The organism is Mesorhizobium sp. C264A, assembly GCF_040324515.1.
Classification (GTDB): domain Bacteria; phylum Pseudomonadota; class Alphaproteobacteria; order Rhizobiales; family Rhizobiaceae; genus Mesorhizobium.
This window is the reverse complement of record NZ_JAMYVY010000001.1, coordinates 1,581,419-1,598,066: the sequence shown is the minus strand read 5'-3', so window position 1 is coordinate 1,598,066 and position 16,648 is coordinate 1,581,419. Positions and strand designations below refer to the sequence as shown.

The window sequence follows — 16,648 nt, the reverse complement described above, 5'->3', positions numbered from 1 at the left end:
CCGCCGCTGCCGTAACCGGCAATTGAATGGGCCACAGCCCGCTGGACCAACAACAACGGGGGTCAGACCCCCAGCGACTTCAGTTTCCGGTGCAGCGCCGAGCGCTCCATGCCGATGAATTCGGCCGTCTTCGAGATGTTGCCGCCGAAACGGTTGATCTGGGCGATCAGATAGTCCTTCTCGAACTGTTCGCGCGCCTCGCGCAGCGGCAGCGCCATGATGTGCTGGTCGGACTGGTTCGGCGTGCGCGGCATGACATCGCCGATCTCCGACGGCAACAGGTCGGCGGTGATCGGCGCATCGATATCGTCGCCACGCGCCAGGATCATCAGCCGTTCGACATTGTTGCGCAGCTGGCGGACATTGCCCGGCCAGTTGTGCGCCTGCAGCACGGCAAGCGCATCGTCGCCGATGCGGCGCGGCTTGATGCCGGCCTGGCGAGCGATCTGCTTCATGAAATTGTCGACGAGATAGGGAATGTCCTCTCGCCGCTCGGCCAGGCCCGGCACCATGACCGGAACCACCGCCAGGCGGTGATAGAGGTCTTCGCGAAAACGGCCGTCGGCGATCATCGCCTCCAGGTTCTGCGAGGTCGAGGAGATGATGCGGACGTCGACCTTGACCCGCTTGGTGCCGCCGACCCGCTCGAACTGCTGTTCGACCAGCACGCGCAAAATCTTGTTCTGCGTCTCGCGCGGCATGTCGGCCACTTCGTCGATGTAGAGAATGCCGCGGTGCGCCTCTTCAAGCGCGCCGACCTTGCGCTCGGTGCCGTTCGATTCGGTACCGAACAGCTCGATCTCCATGCGCTCGGGCGTGATGTTGGCCGCGCTCAGCGTCACGAAGGGCGCGCCCTTGCGCGTCGACAGCGTGTGGATGGCGCGCGCGGCGAGCTCCTTGCCCGAGCCGGACGGACCGATGATCATGACGCGGCTGTTGGTCGGCGCCACGCGCTCGATGGTCTGGCGCAGCTGGCTCATCGCCGACGACATGCCGATCAGGTCGAAGGTTTCGCCGCTGCGCTGCTTGAGGTCGGACACCTCGCGCCGCAATTTCGAGGTTTCGAGCGCCCGCTCGGCGATCAGGATCAGCCTGTCGGCCTTGAACGGCTTCTCGATGAAATCATAGGCGCCGCGGCGGATGGCCGACACCGCTGTCTCGATATTGCCGTGGCCGGAGATCATCACCACCGGCAGGCTCGGATGCATCGTCTTGATCTCGTCGAGCAGCGCCAGCCCGTCGAGGCGCGAGCCCTGCAACCAGATGTCGAGGAAAATCAGCCGCGGCGCCCGGTCGGCGATTGCCGCGAGCGCGCTGTCGGCATCGAATGCCGTGCGGGTTTCATGCCCTTCGTCGCTCAATATGCCCGCGACGAGTTCACGGATGTCTTCCTCGTCATCGACGATGAGAATATCAGACGCCATTACCGACCTTTTCAGTTTCTCGTTCGTGTTCCGTTTCGCCTTGACCGCGTGGCGGCGCGGTTGCGGCAGCTGGCGGCAGGATGATCGAGATCATCGCGCCGCGTCCACCGTGGAAATCCGCGGGCGCATCGTGCAATTCGAGCCGCCCGCCATGGTCCTCCACGATCTTCTTGACGATGGCGAGACCGAGCCCGGTGCCCTTCTCGCGCGTCGTCATGTAGGGCTCGAGCAGCCTTTGGCGGTTCTCGCGCGGCAAGCCTTTGCCATTGTCGATGACGTCGATTCTGATCGCGCCATTCTGCCGGGCAGCTTGAATCCGGATTATGCCGTGCGAACCGTCCTTTTGTTCCAGCCCGTCAATCGCCTCGGCCGCGTTCTTGATGACGTTGCCGAAAGCCTGCGCCATCAATCGGCTATCGAACGTGCCCTTGAGCGGTTCGTTGCCGAACACGCGTTCGAAAGCAATGTCGGCGCGGCTGACTTCGACCAGGAACGACGCCTCGCGCAGCGATTCACGCAGATCGATGGCTTTCATCTCGGGCTTGGGCATGCGGGCGAAAGCCGAGAACTCGTCGACCATGCGGCCGATATCCTCGACCTGCCGGATGATCGTGTCGGTGCACTGGTCGAAAATCTCGCGGTCCTCGGTGATGACCTTGCCGAAGCGTCGCTTGATGCGCTCGGCCGAGAGCTGGATCGGCGTCAGCGGGTTCTTGATTTCATGTGCGATACGCCGCGCCACATCCGCCCAGGCCGACGAGCGCTGTGCCTGGACGAGATCGGTGATGTCGTCGACCGTCACGACGTAGGATTTCTCCTCCTCGCCGTCGTCGCCGGCCTCGATGGTGATCTGCACGTTGAAGGTACGCTCGGCGCCGGTGCGATAGAAGGTGACCTGCTCGCGATAGACCGGCTTGCCGGATTTGCGGCCGATCTCGAAGACACGCCCGACATGCGGTAGCACGGCGGACAGGTTCTGCCCCAGCGCCGCCGTGGCCGATATGGCCAGCATCGTTTCGGCCGATTTGTTGACGATGGAGACGATGCCGTAGGGATCGACGCCGATGACGCCGGCGGTGACGCCGGCCAGCACCGCTTCCGAGAAACGACGCCGTTCGTCGATCAAATCCTTGGCCGACAGGATCTCGTTGCGCTGCGATTTAAGCTCCAGCAGCATCTTGTTGAACGTATCGCCAAGCGAGGCGACATCGCCGTCGGAAGGCCGTACCGGAACGGCGACATCGAGATTGCCGGTCGCAACCTCGTCAGCCGCGCCGATGAGTTGACGGATGGGCCGCACCAGACGGTCGGCCACCGCTATGCCGGTCCAGATGGCCGACAGGATGATGATCAGCGTCAGTGACAGATAGGGCAGCGCGAACGCCACCTGCGACGTCCGCCTGTTGTCTTCCAGGCCGCGATATTCGGCGGTGTTGGACTGGACGATCGCCCTCGCCTTGATCACTTCGGGGTCGACCAGGCGATTGGTGTAGAGGTAGAGGCCTTCGATCTCCCGCAGCTTGATGATGGCGCCCATGATGTTGCGCGTCTTCGGCTCGATCAGCACCGGTTTGCCGTCGGCCGCGGCGCTGACCGCGCCCTCCGGCGGTGGCGGCATAGAGAAATCCGCATCGGTCTTCGCGCTCATGACAAAGGAGCCGTCTTCCCTGACCAGCGCCGCATGCACCAGGCTCCTGCCCACGGCTTCCTTGTTCATCAGGTCGAGAAAGCCGGTTCGATCGAGGCCGTAAAGCGTGCGCGAGGCGTCGAGATCGTAGGCCATCGACAGCGTCGTGCCCTGAAGATTGCGAGCGTTTTCCTGCACATAGGCGTCGGCGATCGACAGCGACGAGTTGACGATCGCCTTGGTGCGGATTTCGAACCAGCGGTCGAGGCCGATATCGAGCGTGATCGAGGCAATGATGGCCACCATGATGGCGGGGATGGCCGCGACCAGCGCAAACATCGTCACGATGCGCACATGCAGCCGTGACGCCGCCTTGCCGTGCCGGCGCGCCATGGTGATGCGATGCACCTCGCGGCCGACCAGGGCGATCAGCGCCAGCACAAATAAGGCATTGGCCGCAATCAGCGTCAGCGTTGTGTTTGCGTCTGGCGTGATCGGCGTGGCGCCGACAAGTATCGCAAACGAGATTGCCGCCGTAACCAGCGCGCCGGCAATTGCCACAACGCCGGGCAACGCAAGCAGCCGCCGTCCATCCCTCTGGCCGGGTCTGCTGAAAAGCGGTTCGTTTGATGTCAGAGCTTGCGAAGCCATGTCGCCGTCTAAGAGCCAGTGATTGCGTTGGATGTATGCAACGCATTGTGGCGATTATGCAACAAGTGTGGCCGTGACGGAAATCTTTCGGCCGCCGATCCCCTGAAAAGGGGATGACCTCGCGTCACTTCGGGCAGCAGGCGCTCATGGTCTCGACGATTTGTAGACGTTGACGCCCAGCTCGCGAATCTTCTTGCGCAACGTGTTGCGATTCAAGCCGAGCAATTCGGCCGCCTTGATCTGGTTGCCGCGCGTTGCCGTCATGGAAGCGAGCACCAGCGGATATTCGACCTCCGACAAGATGCGTTGATAGAGACCTGCCGGCGGCAAATCACCGGCGAAAGAGGCGAAATAGCGCTGCAGGAAGTGCTCCACCGCCTGGCCGATGGACAGATCGTCCGGGATCAAATTGCCGCCGCCGGGAACGACCGGCCTTTCGCCTGTCTTCAGTTCGGCCTCGATGATCTCGGCTGATATTTCGTCCTGCGAATAGAGCGCCGCAAGCCGGCGCACCAGGTTTTCCAGCTCGCGCACGTTTCCCGGCCACGGATAGCGCTTCATCAATTCGATGCCGCCGGTCGAAATGCGCTTGGTCTGCAAGCCTTCGCTGGCGCCGATCTTGAAGAAATGCCGCACCAGATCGGGAATGTCTTCCGATCTCTCACGCAAGCCAGGCAGCCGAAGCGGCACGACATTCAGGCGATAGAACAGATCCTCGCGGAAAAGCCCCTGGTTGATCAGCGTGCGCAGATCCTTGTTGGTGGCGGCGACGATGCGCACATCGGTCTTGATCGGGGTGCGCCCGCCGACAGTGGTGTATTCGCCTTGCTGCAGCACGCGCAGCAGCCGCGTCTGCGCCTCCATCGGCATGTCGCCGATCTCGTCGAGGAACAGCGTGCCGCCCTCGGCCTGCTCGAAGCGGCCTGTCGAGCGGTTCTGTGCGCCGGTGAAGGCACCCTTCTCATGACCGAACAGTTCCGATTCGATGAGGTCGCGCGGGATTGCCGCCATGTTGATGGCGACGAACGGACCGCCTCGGCGGCGGCCATATTCGTGCAGCGCGCGCGCCACCAATTCCTTGCCGGTGCCGGACTCGCCCGAGATCATCACCGTCAGATCCGTCTGCATCATGCGCGCCAGCATGCGGTAGATGTCCTGCATGGCGGCCGAGCGGCCGACCAGCGGCATGGCGTCAGGCTGTTCTTCCGGTCGCGTATCGATCTTCGGTCGGCGCGGCTCTGACAGCGCACGATTGACGATGTTGAGCAGCTCGGTCAGGTCGAACGGCTTCGGCAGATACTCGTAAGCACCTGTTTCGGAAGCACGAATCGCCGTCATGAAAGTGTTTTGCGCGCTCATCACGATGACCGGCAGCTCCGGCCGGGCCTTCTTGATGCGGGGCAGCATGTCGAAGGCGTTCTCGTCCGGCATGACAACGTCGGTGATCACCAGATCGCCCTCGCCCGCCGCCACCCAGCGCCACAGCGTCGAGGCGTTGGAGGTCACGCGCACCTCATGGCCGACGCGCGACAGCGCCTGATTGAGCACGGTGCGGATGGCCGCATCGTCGTCGGCGACGAGAATATTGCCGCGAACCGTCATTTGCGGTCTCCTTCGCCTTCATCATCGGCAGTGTCGATGGGTGTTTCTTTCCAGGCCGGCATCAGGATTCGGAAGGTGGTGCCGCGCGGCGTCGAATCGCATTCGATGATGCCGCCATGCTCGCCGACGATTTTCGCCACCAGCGCCAGGCCGAGCCCCGAGCCGTTCGGCTTGGTGGTGATGAACGGATCGAACAGGATCGGCAGAATGTCTTCCGAAACGCCGGACCCATTGTCGCGCACGCAGAATTCAAGCGGTAGCGACACGCGGTCCTGGGTTCCGGGAACGGAAACGCGGATGCCCGGCCTGAACGCGGTCGACAGCACGATCTCGCCCTGCGGGTCGCCGCCGATCGCCTCGGCAGCGTTCTTGACCAGGTTGAGAAACACCTGGATCAGTTGGTCGCGGTTGGCGAAAACCGGAGGCAATGATGGATCATAGTCCTCCAATATCCTGATTCTCTTGGCAAAACCGTTCTTCGCGATTGCCTTCACATGATCCAGCACGACATGGATGTTGACAGGATAGCGGTCAATCGGCCGCTCGTCGGAAAACACTTCCATGCGGTCGACGAGGGAGACGATACGATCGGTCTCGTCAGTGATGAGGCGGGTCAGCGCGCGATCCTCGTCGGACGCCGAGAGTTCGAGCAGCTGTGCGGCGCCACGTATGCCGGACAGCGGGTTCTTGATCTCATGTGCCAGCATGGCGGCAAGGCCGGTGACCGAACGCGCGGCACCCCTGTGTGTCATCTGCCGGTCGATCTTGTCGGCCATCGAGCGTTCCTGGAACATCACCACGATCGAGCCTGGGAATTCCGGCACCGGCGCGACATAGAGATCGACGACCTTCTCGATGCCGAGACGCGGCGACGACACGTCGACACGGTATTCGTTGACCGGCGCACGGCGCTCGCGCACCTGGTCGACCAGCTGCAGCAACGGGCTGCCGAACGGGATCAGCTTGGAGAGTGTGTTGCGGGCAAGCATGTTGGCACTTGAGCGGAAGAAGTCTTCCGCATCGGCATTGGCGTAGGTGATGAACCCGTCCGGATCGACCATGATGACGGGACGGCGGATGGTGTTCAGCACTATACTGGCGGCATCCGCCATGTCGGAGCTCGGTGTGACGGTGGCGTTCATGCGGCGCTCCGCAAGGGCGTGGCTTCGCCGGAAAACACCTCATGCAGCAAGGCAATGACGCGGGCGGGTTCGAAAGAGGTGAGGATGGCTTTCCGCCGCTCATCGGAAACGCCAGCAGCGTGGCGGTCGAGATACCAGCCGAGATGCTTGCGCGCCTGGCGCAAGCCACTTTCGACGCCGTAAAACGTCAGCATGTCCTCGTAGTGGGAAACGATGTAGTCGGCCATGGCTTGCGGGCTTTCCGGCACGCCGGAGAGCGCGTCGCCCGCAGCCGTCGCCGCAATGCGGCCCGCCGTCCATGGCGCGCCATAATGGGCACGACCGATCATCACCGCGTCGGCGCCCGACTGTTCAAGGATTTCGGCGACCTCCGCGGGCGAGCCCACATCGCCATTGGCGACCACCGGGATCGAGACGGCGTCCTTGATGCGGGCGATGGCGCCCCAATCGGCCTTGCCTTGATAAAACTGGCAGCGCGTGCGCCCATGCACGGTCACCATTTTAACACCGGCCTCTTCGGCGCGGCGCGCCAAAACGGGTGCATTGAGCGCATTGTCGTCCCAGCCGAGCCGCATCTTGACCGTGACCGGCACTGGGACCGCGCCGATCACCGCTTCGATCAGCGACAACGCATGGTCGAGATCGCGCATCAGCGCCGAGCCGGCATAGCCGCCGGTCACCTTCTTGGCCGGGCAGCCCATATTGATGTCGATGATGTCGGCGCCCTCGCCGGCAGCGATGCGCGCGCCCTCGGCCATGTGCTCGGCCTCGCGGCCGGCAAGCTGGACCATATGGACGGGCAGCCCGGAATGACGGATGCGCAGGTCGCATCCGGCCCTGCCCTTGGCAAGCTCGCCGCTCGCCACCATTTCCGACACGACCAGGCCCGCGCCATGCGCGTAGGCGCGCTGCCGGAACGGCTCGTCCGTTATTCCCGACATGGGCGCGAGGAAGACGCGGTTGCGGATCGTCACGCCGCCAACGTCGAGCGGCGAAGCCAATTTTGTCACTTCAGGCATGCACAAAAACCAAGCATATCGAATTGCTGCACATTCTCTAGCCATAAGAAAGGCATTGTGCAACGCGCAATGACGTCACATTGCGGCGCATTTGGGAAAATGCTGGCCTTCGCCATAAGCCGCGACTAAGCCTCTCGGCATGACAGACGCAAGCGAAAAACCGGCCGAGGCGACGACCGACAAGGTCGGCGTGATCATCGTTGCAGCCGGCCGCGGCGCGCGTGCCGGACAGGCCGACGGGCCGAAGCAATATCAGCGCATCGGCGGCCGTGCCGTTATCGCGCGCACGCTGGAGACGTTCCTGGCGCATCCTGAAATTGGTCCCGTCGTCGTCGCGATCCATGCCGATGACCACGCGCTTTTTGACAAGGCAGCCGGCGTATATGCCGAGCGGGTTACCGCCGTGGTCGGTGGCGAGTCGCGCCAGGCATCGGTCCGGCTCGGCCTGCTGGCGCTGAGGGACCGTACGCCCGGCCGTGTCCTTGTCCATGACGCGGTGCGGCCCTTTGTCGACGCGGCCCTGATCGACCGTACCATCGCCGCCATTGGCGAGCGGCAGGGCGCGCTGCCCGCTTTGCCCGTCGCCGATACGCTGAAGCGCGAGTCGACGACCGGCATGATCGAAGAGACGGTGCCAAGGGCCGGCCTTCATGCCGCCCAGACGCCGCAAGGCTTTCCGTTCTGGCCGTTGCTCGCCGCGCACGAAAAGGCCCATCATCTCGGCAAGGCGGATTTCACCGACGATGCCGCGATCGCCGAATGGGCGCATATTCCGGTGAAAATCATTCAGGGGTCGCCGGACAATGTCAAATTGACTTGGGCAAGGGACATTGCGATGGCGGATCAGCGGCTTACTGGCGAGCGTTTTCCAGACATTCGCACCGGCAATGGCTATGACGTGCACGGCTTCGAGGCCGGCGACCACGTCACCCTGTGCGGCGTCGCCATTCCGCACGGCAAGAAGCTTTCCGGCCATTCGGATGCCGATGTCGGCCTGCACGCGCTGACCGATGCGCTGCTCGCCACTTGCGGCGCGGGCGACATCGGCACGCATTTCCCGCCTTCCGATCCGCAATGGAAGGGCGCGGCGTCAAAGATCTTCGTCGAGCATGCGGCCAGGTTGGTGCGCGAACGCGGCGGCCGCATCGCCAATGCCGACATCACGCTGATCTGCGAGGCGCCGCGCGTCGGCCCGCATCGCGAGGCCATGACCAACGCGCTGTCGGCGATGCTGGGCATTTCCAGCGATCGCATCTCCATCAAGGCGACGACCAACGAAAAACTCGGCTTTGTCGGCCGCGAGGAAGGCATCGCCGCCATCGCCACCGCCAGTGTCGTCTTCCCCGGGGAGGTTCCCGCATGAACAACAGCGATCTTGCCAACGCCCTGCTCCAGGTCTGCCAGCAGCGCGGCATCATGCTGGCGACGGCCGAGAGCTGCACCGGCGGCATGATCATCTCGGCACTGACCGACATTGCCGGCTCGTCCGCTGTCGTCGATCGCGGCCTCATCACCTATTCCGATGAAGCAAAGATGGAGATGCTCGGCGTCTCGCCCGCCACACTCGAGGCGCATGGCGCCGTCTCGCGCGAAACGGTTCTGGAGATGGCGACGGGCGCTCTGGCGCGCTCGCGCGCCGGGCTTGCGCTTGCCGTCACCGGCATTGCCGGCCCAGGCGGCGGTTCGCCGGAAAAACCGGTCGGCCTCGTCTGGTTCGGAGTTGCCCTAAGAGGTGGGCCGGTGGCTGCCGAGCTCAATATGTTTGCCGACAATGGCCGCGACTTCATCCGCCGCGAGACGGTCAAGCATGCGCTGGAGATCGGGCTGCGCGCGCTCGGCGACACTCATGAGATGGGCGTCGTTCTGTAGATGACGTCCGCACGTTTTTCGAAGGCTTCGGAAAACATGCGGAAGGCGCGATCGAACATGGTGCCCATCAACACGCCGAGGATACGGCTCTTGAACTCGTAGTCGATGAAGAAGCGAACGTTGCAGCCGCCGCCGTCGGCCGGCTCGAAGCGCCAGATATTGCTTAGATATTTGAACGGCCCATCGATGTATTTGACGTCGATTGTGTTCTCGTCCGGCTTCAACAGCACCTGCGTCGTAAAGGTCTCGCGGATCGCCTTGTAGCCGATGCTCATATCGGCGAGGAGAATGGTGCGGCCATCACGTTCCTTGCGAGAGCGCACCGTCAGCGCCTCGCAAAGCGGCAGAAATTGCGGATAGGTCTCGATATCGGCGACCAGAGCAAACATCTGCTCCGGCGTGTGGGCAACGCGGCGTGTGGCTTCGAATTTCGGCATTGAAGCAGGATTTAACTGGCTTTTTTGAGCTGCGCCTCACGCGCCGCCCGCAGCCTGGCGAAATCGTCACCGGCATGATGCGAGGAGCGCGTCAGCGGGCTCGACGCCACCAGCAGGAAACCCTTGGTCTTGCCGATCGTCGCGAAGGAGTTGAACTCCTCCGGCGTGACGAAGCGGATCACGGGGTGGTGTTTCTTTGACGGCTGCAGATACTGGCCAATGGTCATGAAGTCGACATTGGCCGAGCGCAGGTCGTCCATCAGCTGCAGGATCTCGTTGCGCTCTTCGCCGAGGCCGACCATGATGCCGGACTTCGTGAAGATCGACGGGTCGAGCTCCTTGACCCGCTGCAACAGCCGGATCGAGTGGAAATAGCGGGCACCCGGCCGCACCGTCAGGTAGTTCGACGGCACGGTTTCGAGATTGTGGTTGAAGACATCGGGCTTGGCCGCCACGACGATCTCCAGCGCGCCTTCCTTGCGCAGGAAATCGGGCGTCAGGATTTCGATCGTGGTCAAGGGCGTCGCTGCTCGGATCGCCCGGATAACCTCGGCGAAATGCTGCGCGCCGCCATCGGCGAGATCGTCGCGGTCGACCGAGGTGATGACGACATGGGTCAGCCCCATCTGCTTGACGGCGTGCGCGACGCGTGCCGGCTCATCGGCATCGAGCGCGGTCGGAATGCCGGTGGCGACGTTGCAGAAGGCGCAGGCGCGCGTGCAGATCTCGCCCATGATCATGAAGGTGGCGTGCTTTTTCTCCCAGCACTCGCCGATATTGGGGCAGCCGGCCTCTTCGCAAACCGTGACCAGCTTGTGCGACTTCACGATCTCGCGGGTTTCGGCATAGCCCTTCGACATCGGCGCCTTGACGCGGATCCAGTCGGGTTTGCGCAGCACGTCCTGATCAGGCTTGTGTGCCTTCTCGGGGTGCCGCAGGCGCGGCGCGTTGGCGATCGTGTCGAGAACAGTGACCATCTCAAACCTGACTTGTTGGCGTCTGCCCGTCGGCATTCGCCCTTCTGGCGTCATCTAGGACTTTTCGGTGCAAAGAAAAAGGCTGCGGCGGCGCATGCCGCCACAGCCTTTTTCGCATAGCGGTAGTCTAGCGGCGTATCAGCCGCCCGGCAAAGATCAGCAGGCAGGCGCCGATGAAGCCGGTGATCAGGTAGGCGAGCCAGCCGACACCGAAGGGTTCGATGTTGAGCGCCCTGAGAATTGCGTTCAGCACCACCGCGCCGACAATGCCCATAATGATGTTCATCAAGACGCCGGTATTGCTCTTCATGACCATCTCGGCCAGCCACCCGGCCAAACCGCCGATGATGATGGCCGCAATCCAGCCCACGCCATTCACGTCCATATGCCAACTCCTCCAGTGTCAGGTGAAAATGCATCCGGAAACGAACTGTCTTGCCGTAAGGTTCCTCCGGCGCATGCGTCTGAGTCTCGCGGCAGCAATTTATCACGCGTTGAGCGCACGGCCATAGGCATCGAGCACGCTTTCCTTCATCATCTCCGACAGCGTCGGATGCGGGAAGATGGTGTGCATCAGTTCTTCCTCGGTGGTCTCCAGGTTCATCGCCACGACAAAGCCCTGGATCAGCTCCGTCACCTCGGCGCCGACCATATGCGCGCCGAGCAGCTGGCCGGTCTTCTTGTCGAAGATGGTCTTGATGAAGCCCTGGTCCTCGCCAAGCGCGATCGCCTTGCCGTTGGCGCCGAACTGGAAGCGGCCGACACGAATGTCCTTGCCTTCGGCCTTGGCCTTGGCTTCGGTGAGCCCGACCGATGCGACCTGGGGGTTGCAATAGGTGCAGCCCGGGATCTTCAGCTTGTCTGTCGCATGCACGCCGGGGAAATCGGCGATCTTTTCGATACACACCACGCCTTCATGCTCGGCCTTGTGGGCAAGCATAGGCGGTCCGGCGACATCGCCGATAGCGTAGATGCCGGGAACGTTGGTCTTGCCATAGCCGTCAATGACGACGCAGCCGCGATCGGTCTTCACGCCGAGCGTCTCGAGGCCGAGATTTTCGATGTTGCCCTGCACGCCGACGGCCGAGATCATGCGGTCGGCGGTGATCTTCTCGACCTTGCCGTCTTTCATCTCGACGTGGGCAGTGATCGAGTTGGCACCCTTCTCGACCTTGGTCACCTTGGCCTCGAGGATGATTTTCATGCCCTGCTTCTCGAACTGCTTCTGCGCGAATTTCGAGACCTCGGCATCCTCGACCGGCATCACCGCCGGCAAAAGCTCGACCACCGTCACCTCGGCGCCCATGGTGCGATAGAAGGAGGCGAACTCGATGCCGATGGCGCCCGAACCCATAACCAGCAGCGACTTCGGCATCTCCTTCGGCACCATCGCCTCGAAATAGGTCCAGATCAGTTTGCCGTCCGGCTCGATGCCGGGCAGCGCGCGCGGCCGGGCGCCGGTGGCCAGAATGATGTGCTTGGCGGTATAGGTGCCCTCACCCTTGACGCCCTTGGGCACCGGCGGCTGCGGCTCCATCGGTTTCTTGGCCGTCTTGGAGACGACGATTTCACCCGGCTTGGAGAGCTTGGCCTCGCCCCAGATAACGTCGACCTTGTTCTTCTTCATCAGGAAGGCGACGCCGCCATTGAGCCTCAACGACACTTTGCGCGAGCGGTCGACGACAGCGGCCGTGTCGGCGCTGACCTTGCCGCCTTCGAGCTTCAGGCCGTAGTCCTTCAGATGATCGGAATAGTGCATGATCTCGGCCGAGCGCAGCAGCGCCTTGGTCGGGATGCAGCCCCAGTTGAGGCAGATGCCGCCGAGATGCTCGCGCTCGACGATGGCAGTCTTGAAGCCGAGCTGGGCGGAGCGCACCGCCGTGACATAGCCGCCGGGGCCTGAGCCGATGATGATCACGTCGTAGGATTCAGCCACGGGGTTTCTCCCTGATTTTTCTCTAGAGTTCCAGCATCACGCGCACCAATGGCGCCAGCGCCTGGCCGATATTTCGCGTGTTTTCGGCATCGAGATGGACGCCGTCGATCGGTGTGGTCTCGGCCACCGTGCCGGCATCGAAAAAGCCGCAGCCGGCCTCGTCGGCGAGCGCGGAATATTGCGGCGCCAGCCGCTTCGAGGCCTCGTCGCCGCCGGCAAACATTTCCTTGAATTCGGCATTGTCGGTGCGGCTGACCGCTGGTGGCGCGACGATCAGGATTTGCGGCGCGGCCCAGTCGAACGGATAATCGTGGCCGCGCACGATGTCGATCAGCCGCTGCACCCCTGCTTGGCCGCGACCGGATTGCCGTGGATCCAGGGCTTCATGTCGTTGGCGCCGAGCATGACGATGATCAGGTCGAGCGGCGCATGGCTGGTCAGGATCGTCGGCAGCACCTTGGCGCCATTGCGGTCGGCACCAGCCAGGTGATCGTCGAAAGCCGTGGTGCGGCCGTTCAGACCTTCGGCAATGACTTCGATATCATCGTCGCCCAACGCCGCCTTGAGCACGCTCGGCCAGCGATCTTCCAGCGCATGGCGCCCGAGGCTCGCCGCGTCATAGCCCCAGGTCAGGGAATCGCCGTAGCAGAGGATCGTCTTCATGCACCCGCACCCGCCTCCGCCCTAAGCCCGCGCCGTACGCGCCATCCCACGAACAGCCACTGCACGATAACCGTGGCGATGCTTGGCAAAATCAGACCGGCGACAACGGGGAGATCGCCCGACCACTGGGCCTTGCCCGACGGCTGAGAGAAGGTCCAGGCAATCAGCCCGATCCCGGCCAGCACGAACAACGCAATCCCAACAAGCCCCGTCAGGTTTATCGCCCTTTGCGGGTTTGGCACGAACTGCGCGATGAAAAACGCCACCGTCGCAACGATGGTGACCAGCGCCGAAACCATGAAGACCAGGATGTATTCGGAATTCGCATTGGTGACGATTGCCAGCCACAGCGCCACCAGCCCGCCGGCCAGGCCGGAAAGGATCAGGGCGAAAAGGCTGGTGACGAATTTCCGCACAGCCTTTTTCCTTCCTAGACCAGCATGCCCATCGGATTTTCGATCATGCGCTTGAAGGCGACCAGAAGTTCGGCGCCGAGCGCTCCGTCGACGGCGCGGTGATCGGTCGACAGCGTCACCGACATCACGTTGGCGATTTTGATCTCGCCATTCTTGACCACCGGCCGCTGCTCGCCGGCACCCACCGCCAGGATCGTCGCATGCGGCGGGTTGATGACGGCGGCAAAGTCCTTGATGCCGAACATGCCGAGATTGGAGACAGCCGTCGTGCCGCCTTGATATTCCTCAGGCTTCAGCTTGCGGCTGCGGGCACGGCTCGCCAGATCCTTCATCTCGTTGGAGATAGTGGACAGCGTCTTTTCGTCGGCGTGGCGGATGATCGGCGTGATCAGGCCGCCGGGGATTGACACGGCAACGCCGACATCGGCGTGCTTGTGCTTGACCATGGCGCTTTCGGTCCACGATGCATTGGCATCCGGCACCGCCATCAGCGCCATCGCCATCGCCTTGATCACCATGTCGTTGACCGAGAGTTTGTAGACGGGAGCCTCGCCCTTGTCGGTCTTCTTCGTCGGAGCAGCCGCATTGATCTGTGTGCGCAGCGCCAGCAGCGCATCGAGCTCGCAGTCGAGCGTCAGGTAGAAATGCGGGATGGTTGTCTTGGCCTCGACCAGGCGGCGCGCAATGGTCTTGCGCATATTGTCGTGCGGGACGAGCTCATAGGACCCTTCGGCAAACAGCTTCAGCACCTGTTCGTCCGACATCGCCTTGGGTGCCGCAGCCGGAGCCGCAGGTGCCGGAGCGCCGGCAGGTGCGGCCTTCGCGGCCGGTGCAGCCTTGGCGCCACCGCCGGCAATCGCCGCCTCGACATCGGCATTGACGACACGGCCATGCGGGCCGGTGCCGGTTACGGCGGACACATCGACGCCTGCATCCTTGGCGATGCGACGAGCCAGCGGCGAAGCGAAGGTGCGCTCGCCTGACGATTGGCTGATCTCCCCCCTTGTGGGGGAGATGGCCGGCAGGCCAGAGGGGGGCGCGACAGACTGAGAGGTCGGCGGGGCAGCGCCCCCCTCTGTCGACTTCGTCGACATCTCCCCCACGGGTGGGGAGTTTGACGCCTTATCCTGTTTGGCATCGGCTTTCGCGGGCGCGGCATCGCCGCCGCCCTTTGCCGCTGCACCTGCATCCTCGCCTTCGCCGGCGAGAATGGCGATCAGCGCATTGACCTTCACGCCTTCGGTGCCGGCCGGAACGACCAGCTTGGCGACCGTGCCCTCATCGACGGCCTCGACTTCCATCGTCGCCTTGTCGGTCTCGATCTCGGCGATCACGTCGCCCGGCGAAACCTTGTCGCCTTCCTTGACCAGCCATTTGGAAAGATTGCCCTCTTCCATCGTGGGCGACAGCGCCGGCATGGTGATGTTGATTGGCATGATGTCCTCCCGACCGGCTCAGCGATACGTGACGGCTTTGACCGCCTCGATGACCTCGCCGACATTGGGCAAGGCCAGCTTTTCGAGGTTCGCCGCATAGGGCATCGGCACGTCCTTGCCGGCGATGGTGATGACCGGCGCATCGAGGAAGTCGAAGGCGCGCTGCGAAACCTGGTTGGCGATGTGGTCGCCGACCGAACTTTGCGGGAAACCTTCTTCGACCACGATCAAGCGGTTGGTCTTCTTCACCGAGGCAATGACGGTGTCGAGGTCGAGCGGACGGATGGTCCTGAGATCGATGATCTCGGCATCGATGCCCATGCCGCGCAGCTCGGCTTCCGCCTTGATGGCATAGGTCATGCCGATGCCGAACGAGACGATGGTGACGTCCTTGCCCTGCTTGTGAATGCGCGCCTTGCCGATCGGCAGCACGAAATCGTCGAGCTTCGGCACGTCGAAGGACTGGCCGTAGAGGATTTCGTTTTCAAGGAAGATGACCGGGTTCGGATCGCGGATCGCCGCCTTGAGCAGGCCCTTGGCGTCGGCAGCCGTGTACGGCATCACGACCTTCAGGCCGGGAATATGGCTGTACCAGGCGGCATAGCACTGCGAATGCTGGGCGCCGACGCGGGCGGCCGCACCGTTCGGTCCGCGGAACACGATCGGTGCGCCCATCTGGCCGCCCGACATATAGAGCGTCTTGGCCGCGGAGTTGATGATCTGGTCGATCGCCTGCATGGCGAAGTTGAAGGTCATGAATTCGACGATCGGCTTCAGGCCGGCCATTGCCGCACCGACGCCGACGCCGGCAAAGCCATGCTCGGTGATCGGCGTGTCGACCACGCGGCGCGGCCCGAATTCCTGCAGCAGGCCTTGCGTGATCTTGTAGGCGCCCTGGTATTCCGCGACCTCCTCGCCCATGACGAAGACATCGCCGTCGCGGCGCATTTCCTCGGCCATGGCATCGCGCAAGGCCTCGCGCACCGTGGTCGAGATCATCTCGGTGCCGGCGGGAATATCCGGATCGGCGGCAGGTTTGGCTGCCGGAGCGGCGGGAACTGCCTTCGGAGCCTCGCCGGCATCCTGGGGAGCCGCCTTTGAGCCTTCCTCGGCTGCATCGGTCCGCTGACCGCCAGCGGAAACGGCATCCTGGGTTGAGGCAGGCTGGCCGCTCTTTTCGACATCGCCTGCACTTTCGCCGTCCTGCAGCAACACGGCGATCACCGCATTGACCTTGACGCCTTCGGTGCCGGCGGGAACCACGATCTTGCCGATCGTGCCTTCATCGACGGCCTCGACTTCCATCGTCGCCTTGTCGGTTTCGATCTCGGCGATGACATCACCGGCGACGACCTTGTCGCCCTCGTTCTTCAACCACTTGGAAAGATTGCCCTCTTCCATGGTCGGCGAGAGAGCGGGCATGAGAATTTCGATCGGCATGTCCTTGCC

14 protein-coding genes and 1 pseudogene are annotated in these 16,648 nt (G+C 63.1%); 2 read left to right on the top strand and 13 right to left on the bottom strand.

Features of this window, described 5'->3' with window-relative positions:
• Window positions 1–62: 62 nt before the first annotated feature.
• From ntrX to dusB, 5 genes are all read right to left on the bottom strand, one after another.
• Window positions 63–1,424 carry a nitrogen assimilation response regulator NtrX gene (gene ntrX, locus NKL04_RS07810; protein WP_023668929.1) on the bottom strand — a complete coding sequence of 454 codons (1,362 nt, stop codon included), beginning with the start codon at window positions 1,422–1,424 and terminating at the stop codon, window positions 63–65.
• On the bottom strand, window positions 1,414–3,702 hold the full coding sequence (locus tag NKL04_RS07805) for a sensor histidine kinase NtrY-like (protein ID WP_023668928.1): 2,289 nt from the start codon (window positions 3,700–3,702) through the stop codon (window positions 1,414–1,416). The genes ntrX and NKL04_RS07805 overlap by 11 nt, the downstream gene beginning before the upstream one ends.
• 144 nt (window positions 3,703–3,846) lie before the next feature.
• Window positions 3,847–5,304: a nitrogen regulation protein NR(I) gene (gene ntrC, locus NKL04_RS07800; RefSeq protein ID WP_023701735.1), complete on the bottom strand. Its 1,458-nt coding sequence runs from the start codon at window positions 5,302–5,304 to the stop codon at window positions 3,847–3,849.
• Window positions 5,301–6,446, bottom strand: coding sequence for a two-component system sensor histidine kinase NtrB (locus NKL04_RS07795; RefSeq protein ID WP_023706549.1), 1,146 nt, complete (start codon window positions 6,444–6,446; stop codon window positions 5,301–5,303). The genes ntrC and NKL04_RS07795 overlap by 4 nt, the downstream gene beginning before the upstream one ends.
• Window positions 6,443–7,465, bottom strand: a complete 1,023-nt coding sequence (gene dusB, locus NKL04_RS07790; RefSeq protein WP_023701737.1) for a tRNA dihydrouridine synthase DusB — start codon at window positions 7,463–7,465, stop codon at window positions 6,443–6,445. Before dusB ends, NKL04_RS07795 begins: the two co-directional genes overlap by 4 nt.
• A gap of 139 nt (window positions 7,466–7,604) precedes the next feature.
• On the opposite strand from dusB, the gene NKL04_RS07785 reads away from it, so the two are divergent.
• Both NKL04_RS07785 and NKL04_RS07780 read left to right on the top strand, forming a co-directional pair.
• Entirely contained in the window at window positions 7,605–8,828 is a 1,224-nt protein-coding gene (locus NKL04_RS07785) for a bifunctional 2-C-methyl-D-erythritol 4-phosphate cytidylyltransferase/2-C-methyl-D-erythritol 2,4-cyclodiphosphate synthase (RefSeq protein ID WP_023701738.1), read from the top strand.
• The gene (locus NKL04_RS07780) at window positions 8,825–9,334 is read left to right on the top strand and encodes a CinA family protein (protein WP_023701739.1); all 510 of its coding nucleotides are present in this window, start codon (window positions 8,825–8,827) and stop codon (window positions 9,332–9,334) included. The genes NKL04_RS07785 and NKL04_RS07780 overlap by 4 nt, the downstream gene beginning before the upstream one ends.
• Here NKL04_RS07780 and NKL04_RS07775 read toward each other — a convergent pair.
• The 8 genes and pseudogenes from NKL04_RS07775 to NKL04_RS07740 form a co-directional block, all read right to left on the bottom strand.
• On the bottom strand, window positions 9,310–9,771 hold the full coding sequence (locus NKL04_RS07775) for a type II toxin-antitoxin system RatA family toxin (RefSeq protein WP_023701740.1): 462 nt from the start codon (window positions 9,769–9,771) through the stop codon (window positions 9,310–9,312). The genes NKL04_RS07780 and NKL04_RS07775 overlap by 25 nt on opposite strands.
• An 11-nt stretch (window positions 9,772–9,782) precedes the next feature.
• Entirely contained in the window at window positions 9,783–10,748 is a 966-nt protein-coding gene (gene lipA, locus NKL04_RS07770; protein WP_023688453.1) for a lipoyl synthase, read from the bottom strand.
• Between the two features lie 127 nt (window positions 10,749–10,875).
• On the bottom strand, window positions 10,876–11,133 hold the full coding sequence (locus NKL04_RS07765; RefSeq protein ID WP_023668920.1) for a GlsB/YeaQ/YmgE family stress response membrane protein: 258 nt from the start codon (window positions 11,131–11,133) through the stop codon (window positions 10,876–10,878).
• A gap of 102 nt (window positions 11,134–11,235) precedes the next feature.
• Window positions 11,236–12,684 (bottom strand): dihydrolipoyl dehydrogenase, encoded by a 1,449-nt coding sequence (gene lpdA / locus NKL04_RS07760; RefSeq protein WP_023701741.1) that lies wholly within the window; start codon window positions 12,682–12,684, stop codon window positions 11,236–11,238.
• A gap of 22 nt (window positions 12,685–12,706) precedes the next feature.
• Window positions 12,707–13,347: pseudogene (locus tag NKL04_RS07755) on the bottom strand (SGNH/GDSL hydrolase family protein).
• Window positions 13,344–13,763, bottom strand: coding sequence for a hypothetical protein (locus NKL04_RS07750; protein WP_023701743.1), 420 nt, complete (start codon window positions 13,761–13,763; stop codon window positions 13,344–13,346). Before NKL04_RS07750 ends, NKL04_RS07755 begins: the two are co-directional and overlap by 4 nt.
• Window positions 13,764–13,777: 14 nt before the next feature.
• The gene (locus NKL04_RS07745) at window positions 13,778–15,199 is read right to left on the bottom strand and encodes a pyruvate dehydrogenase complex dihydrolipoamide acetyltransferase (protein WP_352723474.1); all 1,422 of its coding nucleotides are present in this window, start codon (window positions 15,197–15,199) and stop codon (window positions 13,778–13,780) included.
• An 18-nt stretch (window positions 15,200–15,217) separates the two neighbouring features.
• On the bottom strand, window positions 15,218–16,639 hold the full coding sequence (locus NKL04_RS07740; RefSeq protein ID WP_023691277.1) for a pyruvate dehydrogenase complex E1 component subunit beta: 1,422 nt from the start codon (window positions 16,637–16,639) through the stop codon (window positions 15,218–15,220).
• Between the last annotated feature and the right edge of the window lie 9 nt (window positions 16,640–16,648).